Source organism: Luteibacter sp. ME-Dv--P-043b (assembly GCF_030209605.1).
In the GTDB taxonomy this organism is placed as follows: Bacteria; Pseudomonadota; Gammaproteobacteria; order Xanthomonadales; family Rhodanobacteraceae; genus Luteibacter.
On sequence record NZ_JARVRT010000003.1, the window covers coordinates 184,097 to 198,081 of the forward strand.

Genomic DNA, 13,985 nt, shown 5'->3' on the forward strand with positions numbered 1-13,985 from the left:
CATGTCCTATGTCCGGATGACTGGGTGGAAGGCGGCGCTGTCGGTACCCTCGGATTATCGTCCCATCGTCCCCACCTCGGGGATTCGACACGATCACGGATTCACCATGGCCGACACCACCGTCCCCCGGTTCTTCGAAGAATTTTCCATGCAGAAGGTCACCGACGCCGTACTGGATGCCGAACTGGCCCGCGACGACGGGCGCATCGCGATCCTGTTCCTGTGGGGCCGCGACTGCCCCAATTGCGATATTGCCAAGCGGCAGATCCTGCTGACGGCGGAGCGCTTCGCCTGGCCGGAGGTGCGCTGGTTGCACGACAACGTCTACGACGACCCGACCATGGGCACGCGCTTCGGCCTGCACGGCATCCCCGCGTTTTTCCTCTTCCATCGTGGCCGCAAGCTGGGCCGGATCACCTCGTGGCCGGGGGCGGATGCCTTCGTCGACGCGGTAAACAAGCAGATCGGCCTGACCGGAGCCACCGCATGATCGTCACCTCGCTGCTGGACACCGACCTGTACAAGTTCACGATGATGCAGGTGGTGCTGCACCAGTATCCGGCCGCACAGGTGGAGTATCGCTTTCGCTGCCGTACGCCAGGTGTGGACCTGGTGCCGTTGATCGGGCGCATCCGCGAAGAACTGGGTGGCCTCTGCGCGCTGCGCTTCACCGACGACGAGTTGGCCTACCTGCGTGGCCTGCGCTTCATCGACAGCGACTTCGTCGACTTCCTCGGCCTGTTCCATCTCAACGCCAAGTATGTGTCGATCACGCCGTCGGCTACCGCGCCCGGCGAGATCGACATCGTGATCGAAGGGCCCTGGCTGCACACGATCATGTTCGAGGTGCCGCTGCTGGCGATCGTCAACGAGCTGTACTACCGGGCGACGCAACCTGATCTGGACCTGGCCGAGGGCAGGGCGCGCCTGCGCGCGAAGATCGCCCTGCTGCATGACACGCCAGGGTACGAGCGCGTGCGCATCGCCGACTACGGCACGCGGCGCCGGTTCTCCAGGGCCTGGCACGAGGAAATGCTGGCCACCCTGGCGAAGGGCCTGGGCACCCAGCTGGCCGGCACCAGCAACGTCCTGCTGGCGATGCGACAGGGGCTGGTGCCGATCGGCAGCATGGCGCATGAATACTTGCAGGCGTTCCAGTCGCTGGGACCGCGACTGCGCGACTCGCAGACGGCCGCACTGGAAGCGTGGGCCCGCGAGTACCGCGGCGATCTGGGTATCGCGTTGTCCGACGTCTACGGGCTGGACGCGTTCCTGCGCGACTTCGACATGTACTTCTGCAAGCTGTTCGACGGCGCGAGGCACGATTCCGGCGACCCGTTCACCTGGGGCGACCGGGTGCTGTCGCACTACGTGGCCAATCGCGTGGACCCGCGGACGAAGACGCTGGTATTCAGCGACAGCCTGGATATTCCGCGCGTGATGGACCTGTACCGTCACTTCGACGGCCGTTGCCTGCTCTCGTTCGGCGTCGGCACCAACCTGACCAACGACGTGGGCCCGGCACCGATCAACATCGTTATCAAGATGACCCGCTGCAACGGCCAGCCGGTGGCGAAGATTTCCGACTCGCCGGGCAAGAACATGAGCGACGACGTGGAATACGTGAGCTACCTGCGCAAGGTATTCGGCATGTCGGTGGCGTAATGCCACCAGGCATGCGGGCCGGTCTGGGCGAATCGCCGGCCGGCCCAGGCGGATCCGGCCGGACGGATCAGAACGCGGGCAGCACGGCGCCGTTGTAGTTCTTCTCGATGAACGCCTTGGCCTCGGGCGAGGTGAGCGCCGCGGCGAGCTTCTTCACGCGCGGGTCGTCCTTGTTGTCGTCGCGGCCGACCAGGTAGTTGACGTACGGGGAATCCTTGTTCTCGATCAGCAGCGCGTCCTTGACCGGGTTGAGCCCGGCGGCCAGGGCGTAGTTGGTGTTGATCAGGGCGAGGTCCACCTGGTCGAGCACGCGCGGCAGCATGGCCGCTTCGAGTTCACGGAACTTCAGGTGCTTGGGGTTCTCCACGACGTCCTTCAGGGTGGCAAGGCGGTCGTTGGGATTCTTGAGCTTCACCAGGCCATGGCTGGCCAGGAGCAGCAGCGCGCGGCTGTTGTTGCTGGGATCGTTGGGAATCACCACGTCGGCGCCGTCGGGCAGTTGGTCGATCGAGGTGAACTTCTTCGAATACGCACCGAACGGCTCGATGTGCACGCCCACCACCTTGACCAGGTGGGTGCCGCGCTCCTTGTTGAACGCATCCAGGTAGGGCTCGGTCTGGAAGAAGTTGACGTCGATCTGCTTCTGCGCCACCTGCATGTTGGGCTGCACGTAATCGGTGAACACCTTGATCTCGATGTTCACGCCCTGGCTGGCCAGCAGCGGCTTGATCTGCTTGAGGATCTCCGCATGCGGCACGGGCGTGGCGGCCACGGTGAGCGTGGCGGAGCCATCCGTCTTGCCGTCGCCCGCGCTGCCGGAACACCCCGCGAGGAAAAGGGCGAGGGCGGCGGTGAGGGGCAGCAGGTAGTTCTTCATGGCGGACGTCCGTGGCGGATGGTGCGGCCCGCCAGCATAGACGTCCATACCGCCGTATGCAAAGGCGCCTCAGCGGCGCGTGTAGCGCAGGACCAGGCGGTCGCCGAGCGATTGCAGGATCTGCACCAGCACGACCAGCAGCGCCACGGTCACCAGCATGTAATCGGGCTTGTAGCCGTTGTACCCGTACTGGTAGGCCAGCGCGCCCAGGCCGCCGGCGCCGACGATGCCGCCCATGGCCGTGTAGCCGACCAGCGCCACGGCGGTGACCGTGGTGGCGGCGATCAGGCCGGGACGGGCCTCGGGCAACAGCACGCGGGTGACGATCTGCCACGTGGTGGCGCCCATGGCCTGGCTGGCCTCGATCACCCCGCGCTCGACCTCGCGCAGCGCGGTTTCCACCAGGCGGGCGAAGAACGGGGCGGCGCCGATCACCAGGGGCACGATGGCGCCGCGGATGCCGATGCTCACGCCCGTGATGGCCTGCGTGAGCGGGATCAGCAGGATCATCAGGATGATGAAGGGCACGGAACGCAATACATTGACCACCAGCGACAGCCCGGCATACAGCCGCGGCCGCGCATGCAGCTGGCCACGTGCGCTGAGGAACAGCCAGATGCCCAGCGGCAGGCCGAGCGCCAGCGTGAACAGCAGCGAGCCGCCCAGCATCAGCAGGGTGTCGACGCAGGCCTGGGCGATTTCCGGCCAGTCGATGTTGGGAAACAGCGTCTGCATGGGGCTCATCGGGCCACCTCCTCGATATCCACGTCGGACGCGCGGAGCTGCGCGAGGGCTTCGTCCAGGCGCTCGCCGTGCATGGCCAGCGTCAGCTGCCCGTACGGGGTGTCCTTGATCCGGTCGACCCGGCCCGACAGCAGGTTGTATTCGATGCCGGTGTCGCGCACCACGCGGGACAGCAGCGGCGAATAGGTGGCCGCACCGCGGAAGGACAGCCGGAACAGCCGCCCGTCGATGCCGGGGAACGCCGGCCCACGGCCTTCGCGGTGGTCGGCCTCGGCCACGAAGCGGCGGGTGGTGGGGTGCTGCGGGTGCAGGAAGACATCGGCCACGTCGCCCACCTCGACCACGCGCCCCGCGTCGAGCACGGCCACGCGGTCGCAGACGCGGCGGATCACGTCCATCTCGTGCGTGATCAGCACGATGGTGAGGCCCAACTGGCGATTGATGTCGGCCAGCAGTTCCAGCACCGACGCCGTGGTCTGCGGATCGAGGGCGCTGGTGGCCTCGTCGCAGAGCAGGATGGACGGCTTGCTGGCCAGGGCCCGTGCGATGCCGACGCGCTGTTTCTGGCCGCCCGAGAGCTGCGCGGGATACTTGCGCGCGTGGGCGGTGAGGCCCACCAGGGCCAGCAGTTCGTCGACGCGCGCCTGGATCTGCGCCTCGTCATGCTCGCCGTGCAGGCGCAGCGGGAAGGCGACGTTGTCCGCCACCGTGCGCGAGGACAACAGGTTGAAGTGCTGGAAGATCATGCCGATGCCCGCGCGCAGGCGGCGCAGTTCGGCGCCGGTGGCGTGGGTGACGTCGCGATCGGCGATGAACACCTGGCCGGCGGTGGGGCGCTCCAGCAGGTTGATCAGGCGCAGCAGCGTGGACTTGCCGGCGCCGGAATGGCCGATGATGCCGAACACCTCGCCCGCCTCGATGGTGAGATCGACGGGTTCCAGCGCGGGCACGAGGGTGCCCTCCACCCGATAGGATTTGGATGCGGAGGCGAAACGGATCACGGGGCGGGTGGCTCCAGCCGGTAACGGGCACCCATGGTAGCCGAAGCCGGCCGGCGGTCGGCACTGCACGATGGCCGTCGTGCCGGGCGTAGACTGTGTCGATCTCCTTCGACGCCAGGAACTGCGCATGACCAGCATCTACGACTTCTCCGCACGCGACATCGACGGCAACGAGCGGTCGCTGGCGGAGTTCCGCGGCAAGGCCCTGCTCGTGGTGAACGTGGCGTCCAAGTGTGGGTTCACGCCGCAGTACAAGGGGCTGGAGCAACTGCACAAGACGTATGCGGCGCAGGGCTTCGAGGTACTCGGTTTTCCGTGCGACCAGTTCGGTCACCAGGAGCCGGGCGACGACGCGGACATCCGCGACTTCTGCTCGCTCACCTACGAGGTCAGCTTCCCGATGTTCTCGAAGGTGGAGGTCAACGGTGAGCAGGCGCACCCGCTGTTCCGCTGGATGAAATCGCAGAAGAAGGGGTTGCTGGGTACCGAGGGCATCAAGTGGAACTTCACCAAGTTCCTGGTCGATCGCGACGGCCAGGTGGTGGAACGCTATGCACCCACCGACACGCCGGAAAAGATCGGCAAGGACCTGCCGCCGCTGCTGGGCTGATCGCTCATCCCACCCAGGCCGGCGTGGTCTTGTCCAGGAAGGCGGACAGGCCATGCTGGCCCTCGGGCGACACGCGCAGCCGTGCGATCAGCGCGGCGTTTCCCGCGTCCGTCCGCTCCGCGTCGGCCGGGGTGTGTCCGCCCATCGCCAGCGCCAGCCGCTTCGCTTCGCGCTGCGCCACGGGTCCACCGCGCGTCAGCAGGCCCAGCACACGTTCCACGGCCGCGTCCAGCTGGTCCGGCGGCACCACCTCGTGCACCAGGCCCATCGACAGTGCCGCGGCACTGTCGATCAGTTCGCCGGTGACGAACAGCCGGCGGGCCTGCCGCAGGCCGATCGCGGCCACCACGTAGGGCGAGATGACAGCGGGCACCAGGCCCAGCTTGACCTCGGACAGCGCGAAGCGCGCGCTGTCCACCGTGACCGCGATGTCGCAGCACGCGACCAGGCCCACGCCGCCGCCGAAGGCCGCGCCGTTGACGCGTGCCACGGTCGGCTTCGCAAGAAATTGCAGTCGGCGCATCAGTGCGGCCAGGCGCAGCGAGTCCGCCAGGTTGTCGGCTTCGCTGGCGGCCGCCATGCCGCGCATCCAGTTCAGGTCGGCCCCCGCGGAGAAGCTGCCGCCACTGCCGGTCAACACCACGGCGCGTACGCTGTCGTCGTTCTCGACCTCGTCGATCGCGGCGGTCAGCTCGGCGATCAGGCCGTCGTCGAAGGCGTTGTGCACCTCGGGACGGTTCATCACCAGATGGGCGGTACTGCCATGACGGCGGAGTTCGACGGCGGGCATGGGCAATCTCCGGGCAGGGTGCAAGATCATAATAGGCCGGCACGGCATGTGCAGCCCTCGTGCTAAAGGCATACAATGCGAACAGTTCTTATTTGAGTATTTGCTGTGCGCCTCTCCGACGCGCCGAAAGGTGCCAAAGCCGTGGTCCAGTCCGTCACCGATGCCCATCCCGCCGATCCCATCGCGCAGCGCCTGCGCGACCTGGGCTTCGTGGCCGGCGAGCCGGTGCGCCTGGTGGCGCGCGGGCCGCTCGGTGGCGATCCCCTGCTGATCCAAATCGGCTCGACCCGTTTCGCGCTGCGCCGTACCGAGGCCGCGCGCGTCACCATCGCCATGGAGGACGCCGCATGAGCGCCATCGCCACCCGCATCGCCCTGGTCGGCAATCCCAACTGCGGCAAGACGGCCCTGTTCAACCAGCTCACCGGCGGCCGGCAGAAGGTCGCCAACTACGCCGGTGTCACCGTGGAACGCAAGGAGGGCCGCTTCGTCACGCCGTCCGGGCGCACGTTGCAGATCCTCGACCTGCCGGGTACCTACAGCTTCGACGCGACCAGTCCCGACGAGGCGATCACGCGTGACGTCTGCCAGGGACGCTATCCCGGCGAGGCGCCGCCCGACCTGATCGTCTGCGTGGCCGACGCCACCAACCTTCGCCTGCACCTGCGGTTCGTGCTGGAAGTGCGCCGCCTGGGTCGCCCCGTGGTGCTCGCGCTGAACATGATGGACGCCGCGCGCCGTCGCGGCATGGCGATCGACGTGGACGCGCTGTCGCGCCGGCTTGGTGTGCCCGTGGTGGAGACGATCGCGGTGAAGCGCGGCGGGGCGCAGGCGCTGATCGACCGCATCGACCGGGCCGTGCCCGCCATCCAGCCTGCCGATATCGACACGGCCGACCGCGACCGCCTGCACGCCGAGGTGCGTTCCATCCTGGCCGAGACAGTCACGCTGCCGCGCGACACCGCGGCCCTCGACGACGCCATCGATCGCTGGGTGCTGCATCCGGTGTTCGGCCTGGCGATCCTCGCGGCACTCATGTTCATGATCTTCCAGGCCGTGTTCTCGTGGGCGCAGCCGGTCATGGACGGCATCCAGGCCGGTATCGCCGCGCTGGGCGATGGGGTCACCGGGTTCCTGCCCGAGGGCAGCGCGCTGCACAGCCTGCTCAAGGACGGCCTGTTCGCCGGGCTGGGCGCGGTGCTGGTGTTCCTGCCGCAGATCCTCATTCTGTTCCTCTTCATCCTGGTGCTGGAGGAATCCGGTTACCTGCCGCGCGCGGCGTTCCTGCTCGACCGGATGATGTTCCGCGTGGGCCTGACGGGCAGGGCGTTCATCCCGCTGCTGTCCAGCTTCGCCTGCGCCATCCCCGGCATCATGGCCACGCGCAGCATCCAGGACCCGCGCGATCGCCTCACCACGATCCTGGTGGCGCCACTGATGACCTGCTCAGCGCGCCTGCCGGTGTATACGCTGCTGATCGCCGCGTTCATTCCCAACCACACGGTGGCGGGCATCTTCAACCTGCAGGGCGTGGTGTTGTTCACGCTCTACTTCGCCGGCATCTTCAGTGCGCTGCTGGTCGCGTTCGTGATCAAGCGGCTGCGCAAGGATCGCAGCGAGCACGCGCTGATCATGGAACTGCCTTCGTACCGGCTGCCCAACGTGCGCGACATCGGCCTGGGCCTGTGGGAGCGCGCGCTGATCTTCCTCAAGCGGGTGGGTGGCATCATCCTCGCGCTCACCGTGCTGCTGTGGTTCCTGTCCAGCTTCCCGGGACCGCCCGAGGGCGCCACGGGCCCGGCCATCGACTACAGCATGGCGGGCCGCCTGGGCCGGCTGCTGGAATACGTGTTCGCGCCCATCGGTTTCAACTGGCAGATCTGCATCGCGCTGGTGCCGGGCCTGGCGGCGCGCGAGGTCGCCGTGGCCGCGCTGGGCACCGTGTATGCGATGTCCGGCAGCGACGATACCGTGGCCTCGCAGCTGGGTCCGGTGATCTCGCATTCCTGGTCGCTGGCCACCGCCCTGTCGCTGCTGGCCTGGTACGTGTTCGCGCCGCAGTGCATGTCCACGCTGGCGGTGATCCGCCGCGAGACCAACTCGTGGCGTAACGTGGCCGTGGCCGCCGGTTACCTGTTCGGCCTGGCCTACCTTGCCTCGCTGGCCACCTACCAGATCGCGAGGGCGCTCTCATGAGCACGTTCGATATCGTCCAGGGTGTCGTCATCGCGGTCGTCGTGCTCGCGGCCGCCTATGTCGCGTTCCGCAAGCTGCTGCCGAAGACCTCGGTGCGGGCCATGGCGCGGGTGTCGGCCGCGCTCAACCGCGACGGCCGCCCCGCCATGCTTCGCGCGCTGGGCCGGCGCATCCAGCCGGCGGCGGCTACCGGCAGCTGTGGCGATGGCTGCGGCTCGTGCGGCTCGTGCGGGCCTGCGCCGTCGGTCGGCCCGACCGTCGAGAGCCAGCCGTTGACCTTCAAGACCCGGGGCTAGCCACCCCCGGCTTCAGTCGTCCGCACCCTGGACGTCCGCCGTGCCGTGCTTCCGGCGCTTCTCGCGCAGGGTCCACCAGCTGACGGCAAGGTTGACGGTGAACCATGCGCCCAGCAGCGCCAGCGGCCAGGCGATGACGGCCGGCCAAGCGACGGCGACCACGGTCAGCACCAGCGCGGCGACGAAGCCGGCCAGCAGCGGCCCGGTTTCGGTGTCGCCCAGCACCCGGTGCTGGGAAATCGCCGCGCCCACGGTGTTGGCGATGCGCAACGCGCCCGCCGCGGCGCGGCCCGAGCTGCCGCCCCCGCGGCGGGGCCGTGGCGGATGGGGAGTACGGCTGCGCACGCGCTCGTTGCCCGAACGGCGCCGTCGTGGCTGCAACAGGATCTCGGTGGCGTTTTCCAGGTCGGCCTCGTACTGGGCCTCGAGCTGCGTGGCGAAGCCGGCATCCTCGATCGCCACGTCGATTTCCCGGTTGCTGAGCCAGCTGGCGATGTTCAGGTTGGACGAGCCCACCCGTGCCCAGCGGCCGTCGGCCACGGCCGTCTTGGCGTGCAGCATCGAGCCGTTCCATTCGAACACCCGGATGCCGGCCTTCAGCAGCGGCCGGTAACCGGAGCGCGACATGCCTGCGACCATGGGGATGTCGCTGGTGCCGGGCACCAACAGGCGGACATCGACGCCATCGCGCGCGGCCGCGGAAAGCGCCTGCACATAGGGCGCCACGCCCACGAAGTAGGCATCGGTCAGCCACAGGGTCTTGTGCGCCATCGCCGCCACCATCTGGTCCAGCCGGTACATGCCGGCGGTGCTGGGCTGCGTGGCGATGACGCGCAAGGCCACCTGGCCGGCCTCGGCGGGGTTGGCGACGGGCGACAGTCGCGCGTCGTCCGGCAGGGGTTCGCCGGCCTCGCGCCAGCTGTCGGCGAAGGCCTGTTCCAGTTCCGCCACGGCCGGCCCGCGCAGCGCCACGCCCGTGTCGCGCCAGGGCGGTACGTCGCGGTCCGGGTCGCCCAGCCATTTCTCGCTCAGGCACACGCCGGACAGGAAGCCGACCTCGCCATCGACCACCAGCAGCTTGCGATGGTCGCGGCTGATCCAGCCGAACGAGCTGCCCAGGCGGGGCGGGTTGTAGATACGGACCAGGCCGCCGGCCTCGCGCAGCGGCTGCCAGAATGACGAGCGCGACTGGCCCAGGCAGCCACCCCAGTCGCCGATCACCGCCACGAACACGCCGGCCTGTACGCGTTCCACCAGTGCGTCGCGGAAGGCCTGGCCGATCCGGTCATCGCGGATGATGTAGTTCTCGAGGAACACGTGCCGGGTCGCCCCCGCGATGGCTTTCAGCCAGGCATCGAAATGCGCCTGGGCATCGATCAGCAGCTCGACGGCATTGCCCCCGATGAGGGGCGCGCCGGCGCTGCGACTGAGGGCCTGCTGGGCGAACAGGCGGCTGGAAAAGCCGTGGGTGCGGTGTCGGGCGTTCATGGGGGGCGAGTCTAGCGGCATGGCGCATCATCGTGACCCGGGTATCGAGGCGGCGTGAGAGCCGGTCGGTTTCCGGTCATGCCAGTGCGCTAAAATGCGCGGCTATGACCGAGACCCTTTCCAGCCGCCCGCGTCCCGCGGAAGCCGGCGCCCGCCGCCCCAGCACCGGTGTCGTGATCGACCGGGTCCAGGTGGGCGGCGGCGCGCCCATCGTCGTGCAGTCGATGACCAACACGGATACGGAAGACCCCGTATCCACCGCGAAGCAGGTGGCCGAACTGGCCCGCGCCGGTTCGGAAATGGTCCGCATCACCGTCAACACGCCGGCCGCCGCCGCCGCCGTGCCGCGCATCCGCGAGCGCCTGGAAATGATGGGCGTCTCGGTGCCGCTGATCGGCGATTTCCACTACAACGGCCACCAGCTGCTGGAAGGCGAGCCCGCCTGCGCCGAGGCCTTGGCGAAATACCGGATCAACCCGGGCAACGTGGGCTTCGGCAAGAAAAAGGACGCCCAGTTCGCCTCGATCATCGAGATGGCCATTCGCTACGACAAGCCGGTGCGCATCGGTGCCAACTGGGGCTCGCTTGACCAGTCCATGGTCGCCGCGCTGATGGACGAGAACGCCGGCCGCGCTGATCCGTGGGACGCCGGCCACGTGGCCCGCGAGGCCCTGATCCGCTCCGCGCTGGATTCCGCGGCCCGCGCCGAGGACCTGGGCCTGGCGCGCGACCGCATCATCCTGTCGTGCAAGGTGTCCGGCGTGCAGGAGCTGATCGCGGTGTACCGCGACCTCGCGCGTCGCGGCGATTACGCATTGCACCTAGGCCTGACCGAGGCCGGCATGGGCTCCAAGGGCATCACGGCCTCCAGCGCCGCCCTGGGCGTGCTGTTGCAGGAAGGCATCGGCGACACCATCCGCATCTCGCTCACGCCGGAGCCGGGCCAGTCGCGCACCGCCGAGGTGATCGTGGCGCAGGAACTGCTGCAGACCATGGGCCTGCGCGCGTTCACGCCGCTGGTCACCGCATGCCCGGGTTGCGGTCGCACCACCAGCGAGTTCTTCCAGGAACTGGCCAAGACGGTGCAGGCGCATGTGCGCGAGCAGATGCCCGTGTGGCGGGTGAAGTACGACGGCGTGGAAAACCTCACCCTGGCGGTGATGGGCTGCATCGTCAACGGACCGGGTGAATCCAAGCACGCCAACATCGGTATCTCGCTGCCGGGCAACGGCGAGGCGCCTTCCGCGCCGGTGTTCATCGACGGCGAGAAAGCGATGACGTTGCGCGGCGACCACATCGCCGACGAGTTCGTGGCCATCCTCGACCACTACGTCGAAACGCATTACGCCGCGCGCGGCGACTGACCCGTCACGCGTTGAATGCGGGGCTGCGGTTAGCATGACCGGCGGTTCCCCGCAGGAGACAACGCATGACCTCCACCGTTCCGGTCCTCGACCTCAACGACGGCAACAAGGCGCCGCAGCTCGGCTTCGGTGTCTTCCAGATTCCCGATGCCGAAACCGCCGACGCGGTCGCGGCCGCGCTGAAAGCGGGCTATCGCTCGATCGACACCGCGGCCATCTACAAGAACGAAGCCGGTGTGCGCCAGGGCATGGAACGCTCAGGTGTGGCGCGTGGCGATATCTTCCTCACCACCAAACTGTGGAACAGCGAGCAGGGTTTCGACTCGACCCTGAAAGCATTCGACGAAAGCATCGCCAAGCTCGGCACCGACTACGTGGACATGTACCTGATCCACTGGCCGACGCCGAAGCACGATCGCTACGTCGATACCTGGAAGGCGTTCATCCGCCTGCGTGAAGAAGGCCGTATCCGCTCCATCGGCGTGTCCAATTTCCAGCCGGCGCACCTGGATCGCATCGTGCAGGAAACCGGCGTCGTGCCGGTGGTCAACCAGGTCGAACTGCATCCCGACTTCGCCCAGCGCGACGTGGTGTCCGCCAACGCGAAGCACAAGGTGATCACGGAGGCCTGGAGCCCGTTGGGCCAGGGCGGCGACCTGCTCAAGAACGAAACGCTGGTTGCCCTCGGCAAGAAGTACGGCAAGTCGAGCGCCCAGGTGGTGCTGCGCTGGCACGTGCAGCTGGGCCACATGGTGATTCCGAAGTCCGCTACGCCGGAGCGCATCGCCGCGAACATCGACGTGTTCGATTTCGCGCTGACGGACGAGGACATGAAGGCCATCGCCGGCCTGGATGCAGGCAAACGGATGGGCCCCGATCCGGACGAGTTCAACTGATCGTATCAGCCGGTCATTGCATCGAGACGTCGATCTCCATCGGATAGGGGGTCGGCGTCTTCGGTGGCGCGGGCAGCGCCCAGTTGGCGAACTGCCCGGCGAAACAGGTGGCTACGGGCGTTTTCGGCTTCACGTCCACGTCCAGGCTGCGCCCGTCCGGACGCACCCGCGCCACCAGTGTGAACGGACGCCGGTCGGCAGCCGGCATGTTGCTGGCGATGCAGTCCTTCAGCGCGTCCGTGGCCGGATTGCCGATGGTGTCCCACAGCTTGCCCTGCCATAGCTTGCCTTCGACGTTGGTCTCCAGCACCTTCGCGGTCTGCACGCGGGCGTCGAAGCCGCCATCGGCGGCCATGGCAAGAGCGAGGGCAAGTAGCATCGCGTGTCTCCGGCAGGGTAGGGCCGCAGCCTAGCAGGCACGCGCGGGCTTCACACCGGCGGCGATAGCGTCGTGGTCCAGCCGGGGCGTCGCACCGGCATGCCAGGAGTCCGCCATGCCCATGCGTCCGCTGTTCCTGCTGTCACTCGCCCTCGCCGCCACCGCCGCGATGGCCCAGACGGCGCCGTCGTCGAACCCGGCCAGTGCAACGTCGCCGAAGCCGGTCGCCACGCCGGCGCCCACCACACCGTCGCCCGGTGCGCCCCAGGATCTGGACACTGGGGCCGTGGCCCGCCCCAATCCCGCCGCCGCACCCGTGCAGCCCCATTCCGATGCCGGCGCCACCGAGCGCGGCCTGGCCCCCGTCAAGCCCGCCGGTTCGGCCACGGGCGTGACGCGCCGCGTCGAGAACGCCAATGCCCACGGGGTGGATGCGCAGGGCCATACGCTGGACCCGCACGGCAAGCCGGTCGGCCAGGCACCGACGCCGTCCACCTCCGTACGCTAGCGTGACGAGGGCGCCGGCCATGCCGCCGGTGCGCTACCATCCCGGCAATGCCGATCCGTGGGGAATACGAGTGAGGATGAACCGGGCCATCGTCGTCGCCGCCCTGACCGTGGGTCTGTCCGCATGCGCGGGCATGGCCTCGAAAGTGGCCCGCCTCGACGTGGGGATGCCTCGCGACGAGGTGCTGGACCGGCTCGGACCGGCGGATTCCGACCGCACGATGATCGGGTTCGAGGTGATGAGCTGGCTGGACCGCCGTCCGGGCCGGTTTTCCTTCACCCATAAGGACTACACCGTTGTGCTGAAGGACGAGAAAGTCGTTCAGTTCGGGCCGGGGCTGATCCGGCGCGACGGAAAGACCTCGTTGCAGATCGAGACCGACGACCGCTGAGCGTCGCGTCAGGCCAGCCAGTGCCGATGGCGATACATCCACAGGGCGACGTACTCGTGCAGGCAACGGGCGGTGAGCGTGAGCGCGTCGCGCCGCGGTAGCCACGACGGCGCGCCGACGAGTTCGGTCAGGGCGTCGTCCGCCGGCGCCTCGATCACGCGCATGCCTTCGCGGCGAAAGCAGCTCGCCGCCCGTCGCATGTGGATGTCGGACGTGACCAGGACGATACGGTGTAGGCCCTCCGCTCGAAGGATCGCGGCGGTATCGCGAGCGTTCTCGTGTGTGTCGGTGCTGCCGTCCTCCACGCGCAGGTCGCTTGCCGGGACACCGGACGCGGCGAACCCCCGCGCGAGATAAACCGCCTGGTCGCTGCCGGAAGCGAGCAGCACGGGCGCTTTTCCGGCACGCCACAGTGAAAGCCCCATGCCGGCTCGTGTCGTCGTCCGCGACCAGTCGCCGTTCGGAAGTACGCCGCCGCCCAGCACGACGATGGCATCCGCGTGTGACGACGTATCGTCCCTAACCGTTACCAGCCCGGTGCGCAGGTGCAGGGCCAGGGCCGGCGTGGACGCGAGGGCGAGCCATGCCGCGGCGACGATACCGAGAATGCAGGCATGGCGTGGCCGTCGCCACAGCACCAGCGCGGTGGACAGGACGGCCAGCAACAGTGCCTGTATGGCCGGATGGAGCAGGTAGTCGGCGGTATCCATGGCCGCCGCGATGATGGCGCAAAACCGGCGATTCCGCCCGTCGGTCGAATGGCCTAGGCGGGCTGTTGAAT

17 protein-coding genes are annotated in these 13,985 nt (G+C 68.2%); 10 read left to right on the forward strand and 7 right to left on the reverse strand.

Annotation, left to right across the window (positions count from 1 at the left end):
* Positions 1 to 106 precede the first annotated feature (106 nt).
* Both QRN34_RS02375 and pncB read left to right on the forward strand, forming a co-directional pair.
* A complete protein-coding gene (locus tag QRN34_RS02375) occupies positions 107 to 490 on the forward strand; it encodes a thioredoxin family protein (protein ID WP_285401628.1) in 384 nt (127 codons plus the stop codon).
* Positions 487 to 1,665 carry a nicotinate phosphoribosyltransferase gene (gene pncB / locus QRN34_RS02380; RefSeq protein ID WP_285401630.1) on the forward strand — a complete coding sequence of 393 codons (1,179 nt, stop codon included), beginning with the start codon at positions 487 to 489 and terminating at the stop codon, positions 1,663 to 1,665. The genes QRN34_RS02375 and pncB overlap by 4 nt, the downstream gene beginning before the upstream one ends.
* A gap of 67 nt (positions 1,666 to 1,732) precedes the next feature.
* Here the strand turns inward: pncB and QRN34_RS02385 are convergent, their stop codons facing one another.
* The 3 genes from QRN34_RS02385 to QRN34_RS02395 form a co-directional block, all read right to left on the reverse strand.
* On the reverse strand, positions 1,733 to 2,542 hold the full coding sequence (locus QRN34_RS02385; RefSeq protein WP_285401632.1) for a MetQ/NlpA family ABC transporter substrate-binding protein: 810 nt from the start codon (positions 2,540 to 2,542) through the stop codon (positions 1,733 to 1,735).
* A 69-nt stretch (positions 2,543 to 2,611) separates the two neighbouring features.
* Positions 2,612 to 3,286 (reverse strand): methionine ABC transporter permease, encoded by a 675-nt coding sequence (locus tag QRN34_RS02390; protein ID WP_285401634.1) that lies wholly within the window; start codon positions 3,284 to 3,286, stop codon positions 2,612 to 2,614.
* Positions 3,283 to 4,287: a methionine ABC transporter ATP-binding protein gene (locus QRN34_RS02395; RefSeq protein WP_285401636.1), complete on the reverse strand. Its 1,005-nt coding sequence runs from the start codon at positions 4,285 to 4,287 to the stop codon at positions 3,283 to 3,285. The genes QRN34_RS02390 and QRN34_RS02395 overlap by 4 nt, the downstream gene beginning before the upstream one ends.
* Positions 4,288 to 4,414: 127 nt before the next feature.
* Here QRN34_RS02395 and QRN34_RS02400 point away from each other — a divergent pair, with 127 nt between their 5' ends.
* Complete coding sequence (locus QRN34_RS02400; RefSeq protein ID WP_285401638.1) at positions 4,415 to 4,897, forward strand: glutathione peroxidase; 483 nt, start codon at positions 4,415 to 4,417, stop codon at positions 4,895 to 4,897.
* A 4-nt stretch (positions 4,898 to 4,901) separates the two neighbouring features.
* On the opposite strand, the gene QRN34_RS02405 is transcribed toward QRN34_RS02400, so the two are convergent.
* Positions 4,902 to 5,687: an enoyl-CoA hydratase-related protein gene (locus QRN34_RS02405; RefSeq protein ID WP_285401640.1), complete on the reverse strand. Its 786-nt coding sequence runs from the start codon at positions 5,685 to 5,687 to the stop codon at positions 4,902 to 4,904.
* A gap of 105 nt (positions 5,688 to 5,792) precedes the next feature.
* Between QRN34_RS02405 and QRN34_RS02410 the strand changes: the two genes are divergently transcribed.
* Genes QRN34_RS02410 through QRN34_RS02420 form a run of 3 tightly spaced genes read left to right on the forward strand, consistent with a single transcriptional unit; the run spans position 5,793 to position 8,178 of the window.
* The gene (locus QRN34_RS02410; RefSeq protein ID WP_036141014.1) at positions 5,793 to 6,038 is read left to right on the forward strand and encodes a FeoA family protein; all 246 of its coding nucleotides are present in this window, start codon (positions 5,793 to 5,795) and stop codon (positions 6,036 to 6,038) included.
* The gene (locus QRN34_RS02415) at positions 6,035 to 7,882 is read left to right on the forward strand and encodes a ferrous iron transporter B (protein ID WP_285401643.1); all 1,848 of its coding nucleotides are present in this window, start codon (positions 6,035 to 6,037) and stop codon (positions 7,880 to 7,882) included. The genes QRN34_RS02410 and QRN34_RS02415 overlap by 4 nt, the downstream gene beginning before the upstream one ends.
* A complete protein-coding gene (locus tag QRN34_RS02420) occupies positions 7,879 to 8,178 on the forward strand; it encodes a DUF6587 family protein (RefSeq protein WP_285401645.1) in 300 nt (99 codons plus the stop codon). Before QRN34_RS02415 ends, QRN34_RS02420 begins: the two co-directional genes overlap by 4 nt.
* 12 nt (positions 8,179 to 8,190) lie before the next feature.
* Here the strand turns inward: QRN34_RS02420 and QRN34_RS02425 are convergent, their stop codons facing one another.
* Positions 8,191 to 9,666: a phospholipase D-like domain-containing protein gene (locus QRN34_RS02425; RefSeq protein WP_285401646.1), complete on the reverse strand. Its 1,476-nt coding sequence runs from the start codon at positions 9,664 to 9,666 to the stop codon at positions 8,191 to 8,193.
* Between the two features lie 104 nt (positions 9,667 to 9,770).
* Here QRN34_RS02425 and ispG point away from each other — a divergent pair, with 104 nt between their 5' ends.
* Together ispG and QRN34_RS02435 are read left to right on the forward strand one after the other, a co-directional pair.
* On the forward strand, positions 9,771 to 11,030 hold the full coding sequence (gene ispG / locus QRN34_RS02430) for a flavodoxin-dependent (E)-4-hydroxy-3-methylbut-2-enyl-diphosphate synthase (RefSeq protein ID WP_285401648.1): 1,260 nt from the start codon (positions 9,771 to 9,773) through the stop codon (positions 11,028 to 11,030).
* A 65-nt stretch (positions 11,031 to 11,095) separates the two neighbouring features.
* Positions 11,096 to 11,926, forward strand: coding sequence for an aldo/keto reductase (locus tag QRN34_RS02435; protein WP_285401650.1), 831 nt, complete (start codon positions 11,096 to 11,098; stop codon positions 11,924 to 11,926).
* Positions 11,927 to 11,939: 13 nt separating this feature from the next.
* On the opposite strand, the gene QRN34_RS02440 is transcribed toward QRN34_RS02435, so the two are convergent.
* The gene (locus QRN34_RS02440; RefSeq protein ID WP_036141023.1) at positions 11,940 to 12,305 is read right to left on the reverse strand and encodes a hypothetical protein; all 366 of its coding nucleotides are present in this window, start codon (positions 12,303 to 12,305) and stop codon (positions 11,940 to 11,942) included.
* A 115-nt stretch (positions 12,306 to 12,420) separates the two neighbouring features.
* Between QRN34_RS02440 and QRN34_RS02445 the strand changes: the two genes are divergently transcribed.
* Positions 12,421 to 12,813 carry a hypothetical protein gene (locus tag QRN34_RS02445; protein WP_285401652.1) on the forward strand — a complete coding sequence of 131 codons (393 nt, stop codon included), beginning with the start codon at positions 12,421 to 12,423 and terminating at the stop codon, positions 12,811 to 12,813.
* Positions 12,814 to 12,889: 76 nt separating this feature from the next.
* Positions 12,890 to 13,204: a hypothetical protein gene (locus tag QRN34_RS02450; protein ID WP_036141026.1), complete on the forward strand. Its 315-nt coding sequence runs from the start codon at positions 12,890 to 12,892 to the stop codon at positions 13,202 to 13,204.
* An 8-nt stretch (positions 13,205 to 13,212) separates the two neighbouring features.
* Here QRN34_RS02450 and QRN34_RS02455 read toward each other — a convergent pair whose 3' ends face one another.
* Positions 13,213 to 13,914, reverse strand: a complete 702-nt coding sequence (locus QRN34_RS02455; RefSeq protein WP_285401655.1) for a YdcF family protein — start codon at positions 13,912 to 13,914, stop codon at positions 13,213 to 13,215.
* Between the last annotated feature and the right edge of the window lie 71 nt (positions 13,915 to 13,985).